At 54.1% G+C, this 18,208-nt stretch carries 13 protein-coding genes; 8 read left to right on the top strand and 5 right to left on the bottom strand.

Features of this window, described 5'->3' with window-relative positions:
* The first annotated feature begins 10 nt into the window (after positions 1-10).
* From C3V43_RS07515 to C3V43_RS14685, 6 genes are all read left to right on the top strand, one after another.
* Positions 11-1,060, top strand: a complete 1,050-nt coding sequence (locus C3V43_RS07515) for a DUF5119 domain-containing protein (RefSeq protein ID WP_106069269.1) — start codon at positions 11-13, stop codon at positions 1,058-1,060.
* Positions 1,061-1,168: 108 nt separating this feature from the next.
* A complete protein-coding gene (locus C3V43_RS07510) occupies positions 1,169-2,317 on the top strand; it encodes a fimbrillin family protein (RefSeq protein WP_235655825.1) in 1,149 nt (382 codons plus the stop codon).
* Between the two features lie 240 nt (positions 2,318-2,557).
* Positions 2,558-5,287, top strand: a complete 2,730-nt coding sequence (locus C3V43_RS07505) for a fimbrillin family protein (protein ID WP_129588738.1) — start codon at positions 2,558-2,560, stop codon at positions 5,285-5,287.
* A gap of 384 nt (positions 5,288-5,671) precedes the next feature.
* Entirely contained in the window at positions 5,672-8,416 is a 2,745-nt protein-coding gene (locus C3V43_RS07500) for a fimbrillin family protein (protein ID WP_106069267.1), read from the top strand.
* Between the two features lie 319 nt (positions 8,417-8,735).
* A complete protein-coding gene (locus C3V43_RS07495; RefSeq protein ID WP_235655824.1) occupies positions 8,736-9,257 on the top strand; it encodes an HU family DNA-binding protein in 522 nt (173 codons plus the stop codon).
* A gap of 111 nt (positions 9,258-9,368) precedes the next feature.
* Entirely contained in the window at positions 9,369-9,581 is a 213-nt protein-coding gene (locus tag C3V43_RS14685) for a hypothetical protein (protein ID WP_129588737.1), read from the top strand.
* A gap of 11 nt (positions 9,582-9,592) precedes the next feature.
* Here the strand turns inward: C3V43_RS14685 and C3V43_RS07490 are convergent, their stop codons facing one another.
* From C3V43_RS07490 to radA, 5 genes are all read right to left on the bottom strand, one after another.
* Positions 9,593-10,204 carry a response regulator transcription factor gene (locus C3V43_RS07490; RefSeq protein ID WP_106069265.1) on the bottom strand — a complete coding sequence of 204 codons (612 nt, stop codon included), beginning with the start codon at positions 10,202-10,204 and terminating at the stop codon, positions 9,593-9,595.
* Positions 10,205-10,257: 53 nt separating this feature from the next.
* Positions 10,258-11,874 (bottom strand): NAD(P)/FAD-dependent oxidoreductase, encoded by a 1,617-nt coding sequence (locus tag C3V43_RS07485; RefSeq protein WP_106069264.1) that lies wholly within the window; start codon positions 11,872-11,874, stop codon positions 10,258-10,260.
* A 66-nt stretch (positions 11,875-11,940) separates the two neighbouring features.
* Entirely contained in the window at positions 11,941-12,624 is a 684-nt protein-coding gene (locus tag C3V43_RS07480; RefSeq protein ID WP_106069263.1) for a hypothetical protein, read from the bottom strand.
* On the bottom strand, positions 12,621-14,435 hold the full coding sequence (locus C3V43_RS07475) for a hypothetical protein (RefSeq protein WP_106069262.1): 1,815 nt from the start codon (positions 14,433-14,435) through the stop codon (positions 12,621-12,623). The genes C3V43_RS07480 and C3V43_RS07475 overlap by 4 nt, the downstream gene beginning before the upstream one ends.
* Before the next feature lie 28 nt (positions 14,436-14,463).
* Positions 14,464-15,831, bottom strand: a complete 1,368-nt coding sequence (gene radA / locus C3V43_RS07470; protein WP_106069261.1) for a DNA repair protein RadA — start codon at positions 15,829-15,831, stop codon at positions 14,464-14,466.
* A 548-nt stretch (positions 15,832-16,379) separates the two neighbouring features.
* Between radA and C3V43_RS07465 the strand changes: the two genes are divergently transcribed.
* Entirely contained in the window at positions 16,380-17,504 is a 1,125-nt protein-coding gene (locus tag C3V43_RS07465; RefSeq protein WP_106069260.1) for an AAA family ATPase, read from the top strand.
* On the top strand, positions 17,501-18,199 hold the full coding sequence (locus tag C3V43_RS07460) for a DUF4276 family protein (RefSeq protein ID WP_106069259.1): 699 nt from the start codon (positions 17,501-17,503) through the stop codon (positions 18,197-18,199). Before C3V43_RS07465 ends, C3V43_RS07460 begins: the two co-directional genes overlap by 4 nt.
* Positions 18,200-18,208: the final 9 nt, after the last annotated feature.

The following is an 18,208-nucleotide window of genomic DNA, read 5'->3' as shown; positions in this document are numbered from 1 at the left end:
GAGGACTATCATGGGAATGACAACGATAACTTCAAGCTCCGCAAGGAGAGAGACGACGAGAAGAAAGGCGGAGAGGGGCACGAACGCCCTGCACGCCTTGTGCGTGTCCGCGGCCGCCATCGGGCTGACCGCCTGCGTCACGCTCATAGCCACATTCATAGCCTGCACGTTCAGTTCGTGCGATCACAAGGACCTGTATTTCCCTTCCTCTCCCTTGGCGGAGGTGCGTGTGAAGTTCGACTGGAGTGCCGCCCCCGGCACGCGGGCGGAAGGGATGAGCGCCTTCTTCTTCCCCGAGCAGGGTGGCGGGCCCATACGCTGCGACTTCTCCGACCCGGCCGGCGGCACGGCCAGGATACCGTGGGGAGACTACCGGGTGATATACCTGAACAACGACACCGAGACCATCCTGCTCCGTGGGACGGAAAGCTACGAGACCTTCGAGATATACACCCGCCCCACCTCTGTGGGCGAGACCATGAGCACCCGCAGCGAGCCGCGGGGCGCCAACCCCGGCAACGAGCCCGTGGTGCTGGCGCCCGAGCAGGTATGGGGAGGCAGCCTCACGGGCGTGCGCCTCGCCGTCGGTGGGGAGCAGCCTTACACGCTGGTGCTGCCCGTGCATCCCAAGGTGTGCACCTGCAGCTTCGAGGTCAGGGCTGTGGAGAACCTCAAGTACGTCTCCTCTGTCGGGGCATCCTTCTCGGGCATGTCGGGCTCGCTTTTCATGGGCGACGGCTCCGTTTCCGGGCAGGGGAGCATGATCCCCTTCCCGGCCGACTCGGACGGTAAGTCCGTGATCACGGGCAGCACCTTCACCTTCGGCCTCTCGGCCGAGTCCGGGGCCACGCACGTGCTCACCCTCTACCTCATACTGGCCGACGGCAGCAAGTTCTACTACCGCTTCGACGTGACCCGCCAAGTGAACGAGGCTCCCGACAAGCGGCACGTGCGCATCGTCCTCGAGGGCCTCCCGCTGCCCAAGCCCATCGTCAACGGCGGAGGGTTCCATCCCTCGGTGGACGATTGGGAGACCGAGGAGATCCCACTCGGCGTCTGAGACGCCCCCGCATGATACATGCAAACGGATAATGCCATACGCATCCACCGTGATGCGGACCGTGATAATCACTTAATTAACTAACTGTAATTTAAAAAAGAAAAGACAATGAAGACAATGAGACATCTGTTTTACGCAGGCCTCGCGCTCGCCGCGCTGGCCTCCTGCTCGCAGGACGAGACCACGGACGTGAACAAGATCGGGTCGATCGGATTCCGCACCTCGCTGGGCAAGACAACCCGCGCCGTGACCACCAAGGCCAACATGGGCTCGTTCAACGTGACGGCATTCCCCACAGGTGGAGCCAACTATTTCACCAACCTGGCTGTCAGCAGTTCTGACCACGGTGATAACTGGAACACCGCTTCCATCTACTACTGGCCCGCAGGGGCGCTGAACTTCACGGCATACGCGCCCACGAGTATCAACACCTTGGTGACGATAAACCAGACCGAGCAGAAGATCGCCGGCTTCGAACCCGACGCCAAGGTAGCCGACCAAAAGGACGTGGTGGCCGCCTTCAACGCCGGCTCCAAATCCACGGTTGTGGGGGCGAGCACATTCGGCGTCGCCGGCGTGCCCATGAACTTCAAGCACATCCTCTCGCAGATAGAGGTGCAGGCCAAATGCTCCAACGCCAACCTGCGCGTGCAGGTGGTGGGCGTGAAACTGGGCAACGTCTACTCCAAGGGTGACTTCGCTTTCCCGCAGGAAGAGACCGCGACCACGTACAACGTGCCGCGCGCGAACTGGAGCAACCTCTCCGACGTCAAGGACTATGGCGTGGAAACGGCTACCCCGGAGACACCCTTGGAACTGAGCGCTACCGCCCGGAGCATCATGTTCGGCGCTAACAACTTCATGATGATACCGCAGGCCCTCACCGCCTACAATGCGACATTGGCCGCGTCGGGCTCGTACATCGGCGTGCTCTGCCGCATGGACATGAACGACAATATGGGCAACTACACCCCGCTCTACCCTACCACCGCGACCACGGGCTACGCTTATAACGCAGTGCCCATCGCCACCGAATGGGTGCCGGGCAAGAAGTACATCTATGTGCTCGAGTTCGGAAGCGGAAGCGGCAGTGGCGGAGGTATACAGCCGCCCAACCAGGACAACCCGACACCGGGAGGCACCATCACGCCGACCACGCCGACCACGCCCGCAGATCCGGAAGCGCCTATCCTGGGACAGCCCATCAAGTTCACCGTCACCGTGGATGACTGGTCTGACCAGACGGAGAACTTGTAATACACACGCACGGTCATCACATCACGAAACCGGGCGGAAAGGGCGGGACCGGAACGAACTTCTATAACCCAACGCCTTTTGTAAGTGCCGGGGAGGGCCGACAGCCCTCCATCCCTTTCCGTCCACGTAATATAGCGGTCAGCGGTTAACGATGAGTGGCCGGTGGTTGCGCCCTGCCAGCCACTGACAACTAACCGTTAACCGTTAATCACCAATCGCTAATAACTAACGCTAATTGACATGAAGAAGAGACATTTCATGGGGATGCTCGTCGTGGGCGCGGCGGCATTGCTGTTATCCACTGTTCCCGCCGGCTGCACGGACGGGCGGGATGAAGGTTTCCCTCCGGGAGAGAGAATCGGTTTCGCGGTAGACCTCTGGAAAGAAGGTGGTGCCGCGCAGGCCGCACTGACAAAGGGTGCGGGGACGGAGGCGGGCAGCCTGCCTGCCGACACCCTGCCCGCCGTGCAGGTAATCCCCCTGGAGGGTGAGGCTTCCGGAGACGGTAAACCGCTGTACCTGCATGCCGTGACTACGGACGGAATAGGAGATGACACGGCCGGGCAGGATATCGACGCCGGCGCCACCACCAAAGCCGCACCCGTGGACAACACGACGATGTACAACGAGATGGCGGTGACGGCGTTCGTCTACCCCGCATCGGACAGCTGGCCGTCGGCCTATACGGGAAGGAGGGCCACAAGCTACATGCGCACCGTGAAGGTGAAGAAGAGCGAGGGGTGGAATACCTCTTACTATTGGCCGGGAGCCGCACGCAAAATCAGTTTCTTTGCCTCGGCGCCCTACGGCAGCCCGGGGCTGACGGCGTTCAACGACGGGACTTCGGGTAACCCGCCTCACCTGTCGTACACTGTGCCGGCCGATGTGGCCGACCAGAAAGACCTCTTGGTGGCTGCCTCTACCGACAGGCCGGGGAACACGAACACGGACGAGGAGGCTCTGACGATGAAGCATGCGCTGACGGGGGTGCGCTTCGTCACGGGCGACAACATGCTGCCGGGCACGGTGTCGAAGATTACGCTGAAAGGCGTGTACAGTGCGGGCAGCCTGCCGATGACTGCTTCGCCGGCATGGCGCAACCAGGGCGGGGCGAGGAACTTCGAGCTGACGCTCTCGCCCGCCGCCACGGCGCCCGACCCGCCGACGCCCGGCACGGAGCTGACGCCCGAAGCCGTCACCTTCATGATGCTGCCCCAGACCCTGCCAACAAATGCGCAGATAGAAATAGAGTACAGGGACAACCTGACGAACACGCCCCGCACCCTCACGGCGAACATTGCCGGAAGCACGTGGGCGATGGGAAAGACGGTGACCTACCGCATCAGCACGAACAGCATTGGGATTACGCCCACATTGGAGGTGACACCGCCGGCTGACTATACCTACCAAGGAGGAAACGGCAGCTATACCGTGAAGAGCTATGCCTTCGTGTCGGGAGGAGGGAGCACGGCGAACGTGCCCATAGCCTGGGAAGCGGAGTTCTCCGAGGACGGGGTACATTGGAGCAGCACCAAGCCCGCATGGCTGACGACCTTCACCGCAAGCGGCGCGGGCGGCACCTCGCCCTCTACATATACCGCCACCGTGGCGGCACAGGTGAACAGCACCCCCGACCCGCACACCGAAGCACTGAAGAAGGCCAAACCGGTAAATTACTACGACCTCTCCAAGCACGACTATCAGGGCAAGACCGTGCCGAGGCGGACTGCCAACTGCTACATTGTGAACGCTCCGGGCGTATACCTCCTGCCGTTGGTGTATGGCAATGCCATAAAGAATGGAACAACCAATTCGTCCGCTTACACATCTACGGAAAGCGGAAGCAATGTGCTGACACCTTTTATCAACCACCGAGGAGCAGGTATTACCTCCCCGTATATTTACAACAATGCAGGCTGCACTCCCGATAACTGCACGCTTGTCTGGCAGGACGAGCCGAACCTTGTTACGGACGTGGGGCTATCTTGGGACAAGCACAACCTCTGGTTTGCCGTGAGGCAGCCCACCATCCGGCAGGGCAACGCCGTGGTGGCGGTGCGCGACGCCTCGAACACCATACTTTGGAGCTGGCACATCTGGGTGACGGACTACAAGCCCGGAATAACCACACCCGACAAGGAAATCACCAACCATCAGGGCGTACGATATAAGATTATGGCCTTCAACCTCGGTTGGTGCGACGGAAAGGAGGAGACCTACGCCGAACGCACCGTGCAGGTGCGCTTCAAGCAGAAGCCTACTGCAGGTTACACGCCGACGGCAACAAAGACATTTACCGTGAAGCAGAAAGCGCATACCATTACAGAATCTGAGAACAATACCTATTATCAGTGGGGTCGTAAAGACCCGTTCGTGGGAGTGCTTGTGGGGAATATCAATAAGACTTGGTACGATGCCGAGGGGAACGTCATGACCAACCGGATTCCTACAACAAGCAACTTCTCATACAATAATGCCTGTATCACCTCAGGCATCACCCAGCCTAATACATTCTGTACGAATGATAACATGGATGATAAATATTATAACCTGTGGGACGCGAATAACAGGGCTGATTTTCCCAACGATAACTCTGTTGTAAAGACCATCTACGACCCTTGCCCCGCAGGATACAGTCTCCCGCCAAACAATGTCTACTCCGGCTTCACTACAACGGGAGGCAATACGAGCAACTCATCTCAGTTCAATGTGCAAGGCCCTTGGAACAAAGGTTGGAACTTCTATTGCGGACTGAACCACACCGGAGACACAGTGTTTTTCCCTGCGTCGGGCTATCGGGGCACCAGTTCCGCAGTGCCCTGCGACATGGGGAACATCGCCTACTATTGGACGGCGGGGCCGTACGACACGTACAACGGGTGGTACCTGATCTTCTACGCGGGCTTCGTGTACCCGCTGTACTACAACTATCGGAGCCACGGCTTCGAGGTGAGGGCGTCGCAAGAATAAAGGGAGCGAAGCGACTGCGTGTAGCGTAATCGCGCCCGGTTGCTTTTAAGCAGCCTTGCGCATGGCCGGCGCAATGTCTCTATAGCGGTTGTGGTCGCTTCTCTATAGAGACGAAACCGGGCGGAAAGGGCGGGACCGGAACGAACTTCTATAACCCAACGCCTTTTGTAAGTGCCGGGGAGGGCCGACAACCCTCCATCCCTTTCCGTCCACTTTATCAGGGATATTAGAGATTAGACGTTAGACGTTAGATATTAGAGATTAGAGGGCAGGCGTGACATCTGACGCCTAAAGTCTAACATTTATCATCTATCATCTAACGTCTAACATCTATCATCTAACATCTAACGTCTAACATCTAATAATGTCTAAAACTGAATAACAATGGGAAAGAAACATTTTATCGGTACGGCCGCCGCGGGTGTGGCGGTATTGTTGCTATCCTTCTCGGGTGCCTGCACGGACGGGCGGGATGAAGGTTTCCCTCCGGGAGAGAGAATCGGTTTCGCGGTAGACCTCTGGAAGGAAGGCAGTGCCGCGCAGGCCGCACTGACAAAGGGTGCGGGGACGGAGGCGGGCAGCCTGCCTGCCGACACCCTGCCCGCCGTGCAGGTAATCCCCCTGGAGGGTGAGGCTTCCGGAGACGGTAAACCGCTGTACCTGCATGCCGTGACTACGGACGGAATAGGAGATGACACGGCCGGGCAGGATATCGACGCCGGCGCCACCACCAAAGCCGCACCCGTGGACAACACGACGATGTACGACGAGATGGCGGTGACGGCGTTCGTCTACCCCGCATCGGACAGCTGGCCGTCGGCCTATACGGGAGGGAGCACCGAGTCGTACATGCGCACCGTCCGGGTGAAGAAGAGCGAGTCGTGGAGCACTTCCTATTATTGGCCGGGAGCCGCACGCAGAATCAGCTTCTTTGCCTCGGCGCCCTACGGCAGTGCGGGGCTGACGGCGTTCAACGACGGGACTTCGGGTAACCCGCCTTACCTGTCGTACACTGTGCCGGCCGATGTGGCCGACCAGAAAGACCTCTTGGTGGCTGCCTCTACCGACAGACCGGGGAACACGAACACGGACGAGAATCTGAAGATGAAGCATGCGCTGACGGGGGTGCGCTTCGTCACGGGCGACAACATGCTGCCGGGAACGGTGTCGAAGATTACGCTGAAAGGCGTGTACAGTGCGGGCAGCCTGCCGATGACAGCTTCGCCGGCATGGGACAACCAGGGCGGGGCGAGGAACTTCGAGCTGACGCTCTCGCCCGCCGCCACGGCGCCCGACCCGCCGGCGCCCGGCACGCCTCTGACACCCGCGGCCGCCACTTTCATGATGCTGCCGCAGACCCTGCCAACAAATGCGCAGATAGAAATAGAGTACAGGGACAACCTGACGAACACGCCCCGCACCCTCACGGCGAACATTGCCGGAAAGACCTGGCCCATGGGAAAGACGGTGACCTACCGCATCAGCACGAGCAGCATTGGGATTACGCCTACATTGGAGGTGACACCGCCGGCTGACTACACCTACCAAGGTGGAAACGGCAGCTATACCGTGAAGAGCTATGCCACCGTGTCGGGAGGAGGGAGCACGGCGAACGTGCCCATAGCCTGGGAAGCGGAGTTCTCCGAAGACGGGGTGAGCTGGAGCAGCACCAAGCCCGCATGGCTCACTGCCTTCACCGCAAGTGGGACAGGGAATAGCAGCACATCAGGTGATGTTTACACCGCCACCGTGGCGGCGCAGACAAGCACCTCGGCCGACCCGCACACCGAAGCACTGAAGAATGCCAAACCGGTAAATTACTACGACCTCTCCAGGCACGACTATCAGGGCAAGACCGTGCCGAGGCGGACTGCCAACTGCTACATTGTGAACGCTCCGGGCGTATACCTCCTGCCGTTGGTGTATGGCAATGCCATAAAGAATGGAACAACCAATTCGTCCGCTTACACATCTACGGAAAGCGGAAGCAATGTGCTGACACCGTTTATCAACCACCGAGGAGCAGGTATTACCTCCCCGTATATTTACAACAATGCAGGCTGCACTCCCGATAACTGCACGCTTGTCTGGCAGGACGAGCCGAACCTTGTTACGGACGTGGGGCTATCTTTGGACAAGCGCAACCTCTGGTTTGCCGTGAGGCAGCCCACCATCCGGCAGGGCAACGCCGTGGTGGCGGTGCGCGACGCCTCGAACACCATACTTTGGAGCTGGCACATCTGGGTGACGGACTACAAGCCCGGAATAACCACACCCGACAAGGAAATCACCAACCACCAGGACAAAAAGTATAAGCTTATGGCCTTCAACCTGGGCTGGTGCGACGGAAAGACAGAAACCTACGCCGAACGCACCGTGCAGGTACGCTTCAAGCAGAAGCCTACGGCAGGATACACGCAGGCGGCGACAAAGACGTTTACAGTGAAGCAGAAAGCGCATACCATTACGGAACTTGGGAACAACACTTATTACCAGTGGGGTCGTAAAGACCCGTTCGTGGGGGCATTGGAGAATCCAAACGACGTCTATCACAGCATCAATAAGACTTGGTACGATGCCGATGGGAGCGTCATGACCAACCAGCTTCCTCCGACAGACAGCTTCTCATACTATAATGCCTGCATCACTTCTGGTATTCAATCTCCCCAAACATTCAATGCCGGATATGAGATGGATTATAAATATTATAACCTGTGGGACGCGAATAACAGTTATCGTTTTCCCAACGATAACTCTGTAGTAAAGACCATCTACGACCCTTGCCCCGCAGGCTACAAAATGCCTCCGGGCAATGTCTACACCGGCTTCACTACAACAGGAAACAATATAAGCACTGCCAGCCAATTCAATGTGCAACAACCTTGGAATAAAGGTTGGAACTTCTATTGCAACTCAAGCAGGACCGAGACCGTGTTTTTCCCTGCGTCGGGCTTTCGGCACTACGTCGTAGTGCCCCACTTCGTGGGGAGCCTCGCCTACTATTGGACGGCGGGGCCGGACTACATATACCGCGGGTGGCACCTGCACTTCGAATCGGGCAACGTGTACCCGCTGAGCGGCGACAGTCGGTGCTACGGCTACGGGGTGAGGGCGGTTCAAGAAGAATAAAGGGAGCGAAGCGACCGCGTGTAGCGTAATCGCGCCCGGTTGCTTTTAAGCAGTCTTGTGCATGGCCGGCGCAGCGTCTCTATAATGATTGCGGTCGCCTCTCTATAGAGGCGTGCATATCGTCTCTATAGAGGCAACGATGACGTCTCTATAGAGGCATTGGTAACGTCTCTATAGAGACAAAACCACCACCTCTATAGAGGCGTGGCACGCACCGATAAATACTGTATGTAAAAACAAATAACCCGCTTATTATAAGCGATATACAAATATCTTTTTTATTAACCATTTTAAAACAATAGGAGAATAAGCTATGAGTGTGAACTACAAACTCGTACAAAGGAAGAACCCTTTGAAAAAAGATGAACCCGCCAAATGGTATGCCACGCCCAACAGTGCAAAACCTTTGTCGCCCAAAGCCCTGACCCGTGCCGCCACGGCAAACACCACCACGGCACCCATCGAACTGGAGGCCGCCATGGAGCTGCTGGCGGCCTTCATCCCGCAGCAGCTTCAGCAAGGCCACACGGTGAACGTGCCCGGCCTGGGCTCGTTCCGCCTCACCTTCAAGAGCGATGGTGTGGAAGACATCGACAAGTTCAACGCCGGGCAGATGATAAAGTCGCCCCGCATCGTCTTCACCCCCGCCAAGGAGCTGCGGGAAAAGACCCTGCAAGGCCTCAGCTTCGAGAACAGCGGCGTGCTGGAAAACAAAATCAACTATGCTTCGTTGGCGGACTACCGCAAGGCGAAAGGGCTGCCTGCGCCGGGCGGCAGTGCTTCGGGCGGTTCCGGCTCGGGCGGCGGCACGGGCGGTCAGAACGAGAATCCGCTTGGTTAGACGTCTAACGTCTAACCTCTTACGTCTAACGTCTAATATAATGGCTCTTACCGAAGAAACAAGAAAATAAAAGCGGCGGAAGACTGCAAGAAATGCCTTATCCACATTGACATGAAGGGGGCATCGCCCACAGCCTACGACCGCTCTGCCGTGCTGCTGCATGCACTCTACCCACAACTATCGTTGCAACACGCACTCTGCGAAGACGGAGAAACACACCCCGTAGTGACCGACATCCCACAGAAAATAATCCTTGAAGTGTGCCGCAGGTATCGGATAGTGGAAGCAACAGCAAAAATCATTGTAAATCTCGGTAGTATATGATCATGATTCTGTCAGATCCTGTCAGCCTCGATATATCCGTGCATCACCGCGTAGATGGTGAGCCTTGAAACCGATTTTATGCCCAGCTTTTCGGTGATGTTCTTGCGGTGGGAGATGGCGGTGGTCAGGCTGATGTTCAGCTTGTCGGCAATCTCCTTGTTGATGAGGCCTTTGGCCACCAGCACCAGCACCTCTATCTCGCGGGCGGACAGGTCGTGCTCATCGGCGGCAGCGTTGGGGGCGGCAGCTGCGTGTCCGGCCGATGAGGGTTTTCTGCGATCCCCATGTTGATGTCCGTATTGGTGCAGTTGGAGGATGCTCTTCACGAGGTTCTTTTCGTCCTGATAGATGTTGAGCGTGGGCATGTCCGGCAGTTGGGGGACGGCCTCTCCATTCACCAACACGATGGTGCGGGGCTTGCGCTCCAAGAAGAAAGCCGTGTGCTCGAAATAGATTTGCGAAGAGATGAAATAGTGTACGTACATGTCGGGGGTGTCGTCCATCAATTCGCCGAAAGAGCGGAACGAACGGATGACGGCCGTCGGGATGATTTCCTCCAGAAGATTCCGCAATCCCAAGGAAGAGAGGCTGTTGGGGTCGACGATTGCTATTTCGGGTGTCATGACTTTAGCGGTTAGTTGTTTAACGTTTAGTGCTTAGTGCTTGGGACGACTGATCAGAGGCTTGCCGGGGAGGAGAGCATGGCCTTCACGGCTTCGGCACACCGCTCGCCATCGATGCCCGCCGAAACGATGCCTCCGGCATATCCCGCACCCTCTCCGCAGGGGAACAGCCCTTTGATGCGTACATGCTGCAACGTCTCTTTGTCTCTGATGATGCGCACCGGTGCCGATGTGCGGGTCTCCACCCCTATCATCACCGCCTCGTTCGTCAGGAAGCCCCGGCTGTATCTGCCGAACTGCTGGAAACCTTTGCTCAGGCGTTCGGCGATGAAGGGAGGCATCCAGAAGTGCAGGGGCGAGGAGACCAAGCCCGGCGCATACGACGTTTCCGGGAGGTCGTAGCTCAATTTCTTCCTTGTGAAGTCGTCCATGCGCTGTGCCGGGGCGGTCTGCTTCATGTTGCCCTGTTGCCAGCACAGCCGTTCCAAGTCTTCCTGAAAATACATCATGGCGAGTTGGGAAGAGAAGTCAGGCGAGCGGTTGCCGTCGGCGTCGGTAGGGTGTATGTTCAGCCTTTTGTCCTCCAAATCCTCCGGACGCAGTTCCACCACCATGCCGGAGTTGCTCCAGCGCGAGCCCCGGTTGCTGGGACTCATGCCGTTCACCACGATCTGCTGCGGGCCGCTGGCGGCGGGCACGATGAAGCCGCCGGGACACATGCAGAAGCTGTACACCCCTCGTCCGTCCACCTGACTGACGAAGCTGTATTCGGCGGCCGGGAGGTATCTGCCACGCCCCTCCCGGTTGTGATACTGTATGCGGTCTATCAATGCGGCAGGATGTTCCAGACGAACGCCCACGGCGATGCCTTTGCACTCTATCTCCACCCGGTTGGCTGCAAGCCATCGGTACACGTCTCTGGCGGAATGCCCCGTGGCGAGTATCACCGGGCCGAGAAACGTTTTCCCTGTGTTTGTCTCGATGCCTTTTACTTCGTTCTTCTCTATAATCAGGGCATCCATGCGTGTCTCGAAATGCACCTCGCCGCCGCATGCAAGGATGGTATTGCGCATGTTTTCGATGACGCGCGGCAGTTTGTCGGTACCGATGTGCGGATGGGCGTCTATCAGTATGGAGGTGGATGCTCCGTGCCGGCAGAACACGTTCAGTATCTTGTCCGTGTTTCCCCGTTTCTTGCTGCGGGTATATAGCTTGCCGTCCGAGTAGGCGCCTGCCCCTCCCTCGCCGAAGCTATAATTCGATTCGGGGTTGACGCACTGTTCCCGTCCGATGGCGGCCAAGTCTTTCTTACGTTCGCGCACATCTTTGCCGCGCTCCACGACGATGGGGCGCAGCCCAAGTTCTATCAGGCGCAGGGCTGCAAACAAGCCTGCCGGTCCGGCGCCTACCACGACCACTTGCGGTTTGCCGTTGACGCTGCGATAGATTGTTTTCTCGAATTCGTCCTCTCGCGGCATTTCGTTCAGATAGGCACGCACATTCAGGTTGACGAAAACGGTTCGTTGCCGTGCGTCGATGCTGCGCTTCAGGATGCGTGTCGCCGTAATATCCCGCGCGTCCAGTCCTTTTTCATGTACCAGATAGTCTTTCAGTCGTTGTTCGTTGGCTGCTACTTCGGGCAATACGCGCAGTTGGTATTCTTGTATCATCGTTTTCTGTTATTAGTGAACATTACAGAGGAAGAATGCAACTTCCTCTTCTTTTATTAATGAGACTTACATAGGAAGGGTATAGCTTACTCCTCCTTGCAGGCGGAACCCGCTCCAGTCCGGACTTATGTTGGCATTTTCCCCTTGATAGGTGAATCGGGTGGAGAAGTCCCATTGATAGCCGGCACTGATGTTGAGCGCTATCTTTGGAGATAAGCTGATTCTGCATCCCAATGTCGGCTCCAGATAGAAGTTGTTCCCTCCCAAAGAAGAGGAGTCGCCTTCCGTGTGGTTGCCGACGGTTGCATTTTCTTTCACCTTTCCTTTATTGAAGATGGTTCCGGCAGAAAATTGCAGGTAGGGCGACAGCGTTTTGTCGGCCGCATCGGGCAGGAAGAAGCGGTAGAATGCACCTGTGCGTAGACCTTTTACGCGGAATTCAAATCGGTAGCTTCCGGAATAGTCGGCTACTCCGCGACTGCCCACCGTATTCATGTATCCTATCGAGATACCTGCCTGATGCAGGCGGTGCCATGCTATGCCGAATCTGCCCTCGTGGGTGATGTATCCGGGGAAGTTGTCGGTCGTTTTTATGTTCTTTACCGGGGTGGAGAGATGGGATATGAAATCTTTCAGATTACTCATGCTGTAAGTGGCATATCCGCCATTGTATTCCATTATAAATTGTTGTGCGCTGATGGGCAGGGCGCACAGCAGCCATGCTATGATAAGGATGTGTTTCGGTTTCATTTGGATGAGGGCTTTTTGATGTTAAGGATGAATCCGTCAAAGGACGTCAGGTAATCGCCTGTCAGCGTAGGCCAGATGGCATAGGAGGCTTTTACGGTGAAAATCTCTTTGTAGTCCGTGGCGGAGAGTACGGATAGTTTGTGGTCGTTCCCCACCAACAGATTGCCGGTGACGGGGTCGGCCGACAAGTACTTCATACCGTCTTTCAGGAGGATGCTTTTTATCACTTCGTTCGTCCGGCAGTTGCGTATCTCTATGCAATGCTTGCTTTGGTCGTAGGTTATCAACTGCGAAAGGTTGGCGGGATTAAAATCCATTTTTTGTTGCTTTTCGAAAGGAATGGGCAGAAGATATTCATGTGCGGGTCGGTCGTTGTCCGGTTCTATGATTCTTATTCCCGAAAAGCCGGGAACGGCGATGCGCTTGCCGTCGGGCGAAATGAGTGCCGAAGAACTTTCCACATGTGTGGTCGAGAGGATGTCTCCATCCAGTTTGTGGATGATAATATCCTGATATCTGCTGTCCGGGGTGTAAGTCTTATAAACCAACTTTCCATTCGGAACGAGGAATAGGTCACCATTCGCCAAGAGCAGCCGGGAAACAGTCAGCGTATGTTTCAGTTCCAGCGTGCGAGCATCCCTGATTTCTATCTTGTCTGCTTCGGCTATGCCCAGCAGCGGTTCCGTGTACGAGGTGAATACGGTGGCTGTTCTCGAAGCTTCGAGGGTTACGGCGGGAGTGAGTTGCGGATAGCGGTAGGCATTCAGGAAGTTGCCATGGGCATAGAGCATTCCGGTCACGGGATTGTAGCACCACGAACTGGCCCGTTCCTTTTCATAGTGATAACCGGGAGAGCCTGGATGGAACTCTTGTTGATAGACCGTTTCCGAAGGATGGTCGATGGGCGACAGTGTCATGAGCACCCGGTTGGATTCGTACCATGCATTCGTTCCGAACTCCACGACCGGAAGCCGGATGGATTGCTGGCCTTCGGCTGGAGAGAAAGGTTCCTCTCCGTTGATGGTGAAACTTGGCAGGCAGTTGTATGGCAATTCCCAGCTGACCCAAACGTGCTCCATGTCCCATGCCGAGGTGTAGAGGCGGGGCAGCTTCTGCGGAACGGTGACTTCACCCATCAGCCAGACCAGACCTTCTTTGCCTTCGTATTTCATGTTGGCATACAGCTTATAGGTGGTCTCTTTGCCTATATGGCGGGTATCTACGAAATGGGCCTGACCGGCCGGGATGGTTTCGCTGTAGGACCTCAAGTCTTTGGTAAGGGCGTAGAGGGTGTACGAGGAGACGGTGAGATGCGATAGTACGGGAGTTTGCCAAGCCAATTCCAAGGAGCGGTTTTCGTTGGTACGGTAAGTCATTACATCCGGCAGCACCATCCGGTAGTCGATGATGACGGGCCAGCTCATCTCGCCCGAATAAGATTCCGCACCCAGTTGGTCGGCTATGCTTCCGCTGCCGGTGGGAGCGTAAAAGGCGGCTTTCAGCGTGTACTTTCCGGCAGGGAAAGTCTCTTTGTCGATGTAAATCTGCGTGTTGGGAGAGGTGGATTCCCAAATACGGTCTCCTAAAGAGAATATGATTTTACTGATTGGTTTGCCCGACAGGCTCAAGGAGTAGTCCAGCGTTGTGGGCTTGTTGACGAGGATGGCCTCTCCATTCGTAAAAGCGTTCAGGTCTACTTTCACGGGTATCTCTTTATCGGGCTCTTTAATCTCGATAAAGTTTTCGCCTACGGGATATTCGCATGCCGTGGCAAGGAATAGCAGGCACAGGTAGCAGAAATGTCTTCTCATATTTTATATGTATTACATTCGTGATGCTTCAGCCGAACAGCGTGCGGAAGGCTTCTTCCACTTTCCGCACCGGTATCAGCTCTATTCTTATCTTCTTGGTGTTGATGCCCTGCATGTTGTACTTTGGCAATATAAATTGCTTGAAGCCCAGCTTCTCCGCCTCGCCGATGCGCTGTTCGATGCGGTTCACCGGACGGATTTCGCCCGACAGCCCGATTTCGCCCGCCATGCAGACGCCTTGTTCGATGGCGGCGTCCATGTTGCTGGAGAGGATGGCGCTGATTACGGCTAAGTCGATGGCGGGGTCGTTCACCTTCAGCCCGCCTGCAATATTCAGGAAGACGTCTTTCTGTGCCAGCTTGAATCCCACGCGCTTTTCGAGCACGGCCAGCAGCATGTTCATCCGGCGGATGTCGAATCCCGTGGCCGAGCGTTGCGGATTGCCATACACGGCACTGCTGACCAACGCCTGCGTCTCGATGAGGAAGGGTCTTACGCCCTCTATGGCCGAGGCGATGGCCACGCCGCTCATTCCCTCGTGTTCTTGGCTCAACAGCAGTTCGGAGGGATTGCTCACTTGCCGCAGTCCGTCTTGCCTCATCTCGTAGATGCCCAGCTCGGCCGTGCTTCCGAAGCGGTTCTTGATGCTCCGCAGGATGCGGTACATATAATGTTGGTCGCCTTCAAACTGAAGCACGGTGTCTACAATATGTTCCAGCACCTTGGGGCCGGCTATGCTGCCCTCCTTATTTATATGTCCGATGAGGACGACCGCCGTGTGGGTCTCTTTGGCAAAACGAAGGATGGAGGCGGAGCATTCCCTTACTTGGGCGATGCTTCCCGGTGATGATTCGAGGCTTTCGGTAGAGATGGTCTGTATGGAGTCGATGATGACAATGTCCGGGCGCGTGTTTTTGATGTGGACATAAATCTGCTCCAGCGAAGTCTCGCACACGATGAGGCAGTCGGAGGAGCTGCCTGTCAACCTGTCGGCACGGAGTTTCAGTTGGCGGGCGCTCTCTTCGCCGGAGACGTAGAGTATTCGTTTCTCCGGAATGCGGAGCACGGTTTGCAACACCAATGTGGATTTGCCGATGCCCGGCTCGCCGCCAATCAGCACCAATGAGCCTTGCACCAGACCGCCGCCCAGCACACGGTTCAGCTCGTCGTCGTGCATGTCTATGCGCGGCTCGTCATCGGCCGTGATGTCGTCCAAGGTCACGGGCTTTGCTTTGGCGGTCTCTATGCCCGATACCGGACGTTTGCTCACTGCCTCTTTCCGTATCACCTCTTCCACATACGTGTTCCATTCTCCGCACGAAGGACATTTTCCTACCCATTTGGGAGACTCCTGACCGCAATTGCTGCATACATATACTCTCTTTTCTTTCGTCATAGTGGAGTATCTCTTCTAAAATGATTGCCCAAAGATAGTGCGAATCGAAGACGTAACAGCATAATTTCGTCCTTTTTTATGTGCGAGGGCGTTTCTATGGTGCTCGGTTTTTCAGTGCTCCGTCCAATCGCACTGTTGACTTGTTGAGAATTAATACTGAATGCCTGTCCGGAAGTACCCCCTGCGAGAGATGTCTGTAGGCGGATTTTGGTGGAACTATATTTCCACTGTGCCGGATGTATATATCGAGCATGCTGCATCTATACTTCCAGCCGGAGGCATCTATATATCGGGCCGGAGCGAGGATGAAAATACTTCAAGAGGTAAATGTTTTTCTTTGTCTGAAAGGTTTCGGGGAGGATGTGGAGGCTTTCATATTCTGTTCTATATAATCCTTGTTAACACACAGCTTTTTTGTGTTTTGAATGAAACGGATTTGTTTCAAGACAAAGGAGTTAGGTAATATCATTAAAAAAGTTTTCTCTTTGTTTTTTAGCTTGTTTTGGGGATTTATACTTAACTTTGTACAAATTTAAATTGAGTATACAATGACGCAGACTTACCAAAGGATCAAATTACAAGAAGTAATAATAAAAGGCTATAAATCTATAGCTTTTAACAGACCTGTAACATTAAAACTTGGTGATGTTAGTATCTTGTTGGGGGCTAATGGCTCGGGTAAAAGTAATATTGTCGGTTTTTTTCGTATGTTAAGTTATATGATGAGTAGGTCATTTGGGAGGTATGTCGAAATGTCCGGAACTTCAAATGCTTTGTTGTACTATGGCGCGAAAAAGACCCCTGCAATGTTTGGGGAACTAAAATTTGTAGATAGTAGATCCATAGATACATATAGCTTTTCTTTGGCAAATGCAACACCGGATAGGCTGATTATTACAGAAGAGCGTATTATATGGCATCGTGAAGGAGAAGGAAGACCCTATGAAGTCACATTGGAGCCGGGGTTTAAAGAGTCAGCTCTTGCAGAAAGCAATGACCCCGTTGCAAAGTCTATCTTTCAGATGTTGTCGTATTGTAAAGTCTACCAATTTCATGATTCATCAGTAGAAGGCCCTTTGCGTCAAGTTTGTCCCGTTGAAACAACCAACTATCTTCAATCTCACGGCAATAATTTGCCTTCGTTTCTGCTTTTCTTACGAGATAATTATAAAAATTCATATAAAAGGATAGTGGAATATGTACGCGATGTTGTGCCTCAGTTTCAAGATTTTTATCTTGAGCCGATTAATAGATTTGTTTCTCTGCGCTGGATGGATAATTCTGCTACAGACTATCGTTTCAATGCCTATCAGTTTTCTGACGGCTCAATCAGATTTATAGCATTGGCAACCTTACTTTTGCAGCCGCCACAAACCATGCCGAATGTTATAATACTTGATGAGCCAGAATTGGGCTTACATCCATATGCTATAACTCAATTAGCGGAAATGATAAAAGACGCATCAATACACGCACAAATCGTCATAGCTACGCAGAGTAAGGACTTGGTGGATCATTTTGATATTGACAATATTTCTGTTATAGAAATGGATAAGGAGTCTCAATCAACATCTGTAACCCACCTAAGTAGTGAAGAATATCGTCTTTGGCTTCAGAAATATACGGTTAGTGAGCTATGGGATAAAAATATCATAGGAGGGCGTCCGGTATGATAGCTAAAATCATTCATGTTCTTTGTGAAGGACAGACAGAACAAGGATTTGTTGAAGAAGTGCTAAAACCATACCTTAAAGAGCATGGTGTGACCGGGGTAAAAAGTATTTTGATTACAACTAATAAAAAGAAAAATGCACGTGGAGGAATGCTGACTTATGTACATGCTCTAACGGATATTAATTTGTTGATGCAAACAAAACAAGATGGGGAGTATGAACGACATATCTTTACAACGATGTTTGACCTTTATGCCCTTCCCGAAGATTTCCCGGGTTTTGCGGTTAGCAACACAATTAGTGATCCTTATGCCCGTACAAGTGCTTTGGAGGCAGATTTTGCGGATGCTATTAAGGATGAACGTTTTATTCCATATATTCAGATCTATGAATTTGAAGCTCTTTTATTCTGTGGTATTGAATATATCACTACACTTTACCCCGGTTGTGAAAGAAGTTGTAAACAACTGACAAACGCTTTACGGAAAGTTGGAAATCCGGAGTTGATAAACAATAACCCAGAAACAGCTCCAAGTAAACGTATCACTAAGGCAATTGAAGGAAACAAAAAGAAACATTATAATTATAATAAACCTGCAACAGGTAAATATGTTACTAAAAATATTGGTATTGATAGATTACGTATTGAATGCAGGCATTTTAATGAATGGATAGAAAAATTGATAAACAGCTGATTCCGGATC

Origin of the sequence: Prevotella heparinolytica, assembly GCF_002998535.1 — a bacterium.
In the GTDB taxonomy this organism is placed as follows: Bacteria; Bacteroidota; Bacteroidia; order Bacteroidales; family Bacteroidaceae; genus Bacteroides; species Bacteroides heparinolyticus.
Note: the sequence above shows the minus strand (reverse complement) of the source record. Positions and strands in the feature narration are given on the sequence as shown.

Coding starts and splice junctions, on each gene's coding strand:
- C3V43_RS07515 (WP_106069269.1), top strand. CDS start 11: ATGGGAATGACAACGATAACTTCAAGCTCCGCAAGGAGAGAGACGACG.
- C3V43_RS07510 (WP_235655825.1), top strand. CDS start 1,169: ATGAAGACAATGAGACATCTGTTTTACGCAGGCCTCGCGCTCGCCGCG.
- C3V43_RS07505 (WP_129588738.1), top strand. CDS start 2,558: ATGAAGAAGAGACATTTCATGGGGATGCTCGTCGTGGGCGCGGCGGCA.
- C3V43_RS07500 (WP_106069267.1), top strand. CDS start 5,672: ATGGGAAAGAAACATTTTATCGGTACGGCCGCCGCGGGTGTGGCGGTA.
- C3V43_RS14685 (WP_129588737.1), top strand. CDS start 9,369: ATGAAGGGGGCATCGCCCACAGCCTACGACCGCTCTGCCGTGCTGCTG.
- C3V43_RS07490 (WP_106069265.1), bottom strand. CDS start 10,204: ATGACACCCGAAATAGCAATCGTCGACCCCAACAGCCTCTCTTCCTTG.
- C3V43_RS07485 (WP_106069264.1), bottom strand. CDS start 11,874: ATGATACAAGAATACCAACTGCGCGTATTGCCCGAAGTAGCAGCCAAC.
- C3V43_RS07480 (WP_106069263.1), bottom strand. CDS start 12,624: ATGAAACCGAAACACATCCTTATCATAGCATGGCTGCTGTGCGCCCTG.
- C3V43_RS07475 (WP_106069262.1), bottom strand. CDS start 14,435: ATGAGAAGACATTTCTGCTACCTGTGCCTGCTATTCCTTGCCACGGCA.
- radA (WP_106069261.1), bottom strand. CDS start 15,831: ATGACGAAAGAAAAGAGAGTATATGTATGCAGCAATTGCGGTCAGGAG.
- C3V43_RS07465 (WP_106069260.1), top strand. CDS start 16,380: ATGACGCAGACTTACCAAAGGATCAAATTACAAGAAGTAATAATAAAA.
- C3V43_RS07460 (WP_106069259.1), top strand. CDS start 17,501: ATGATAGCTAAAATCATTCATGTTCTTTGTGAAGGACAGACAGAACAA.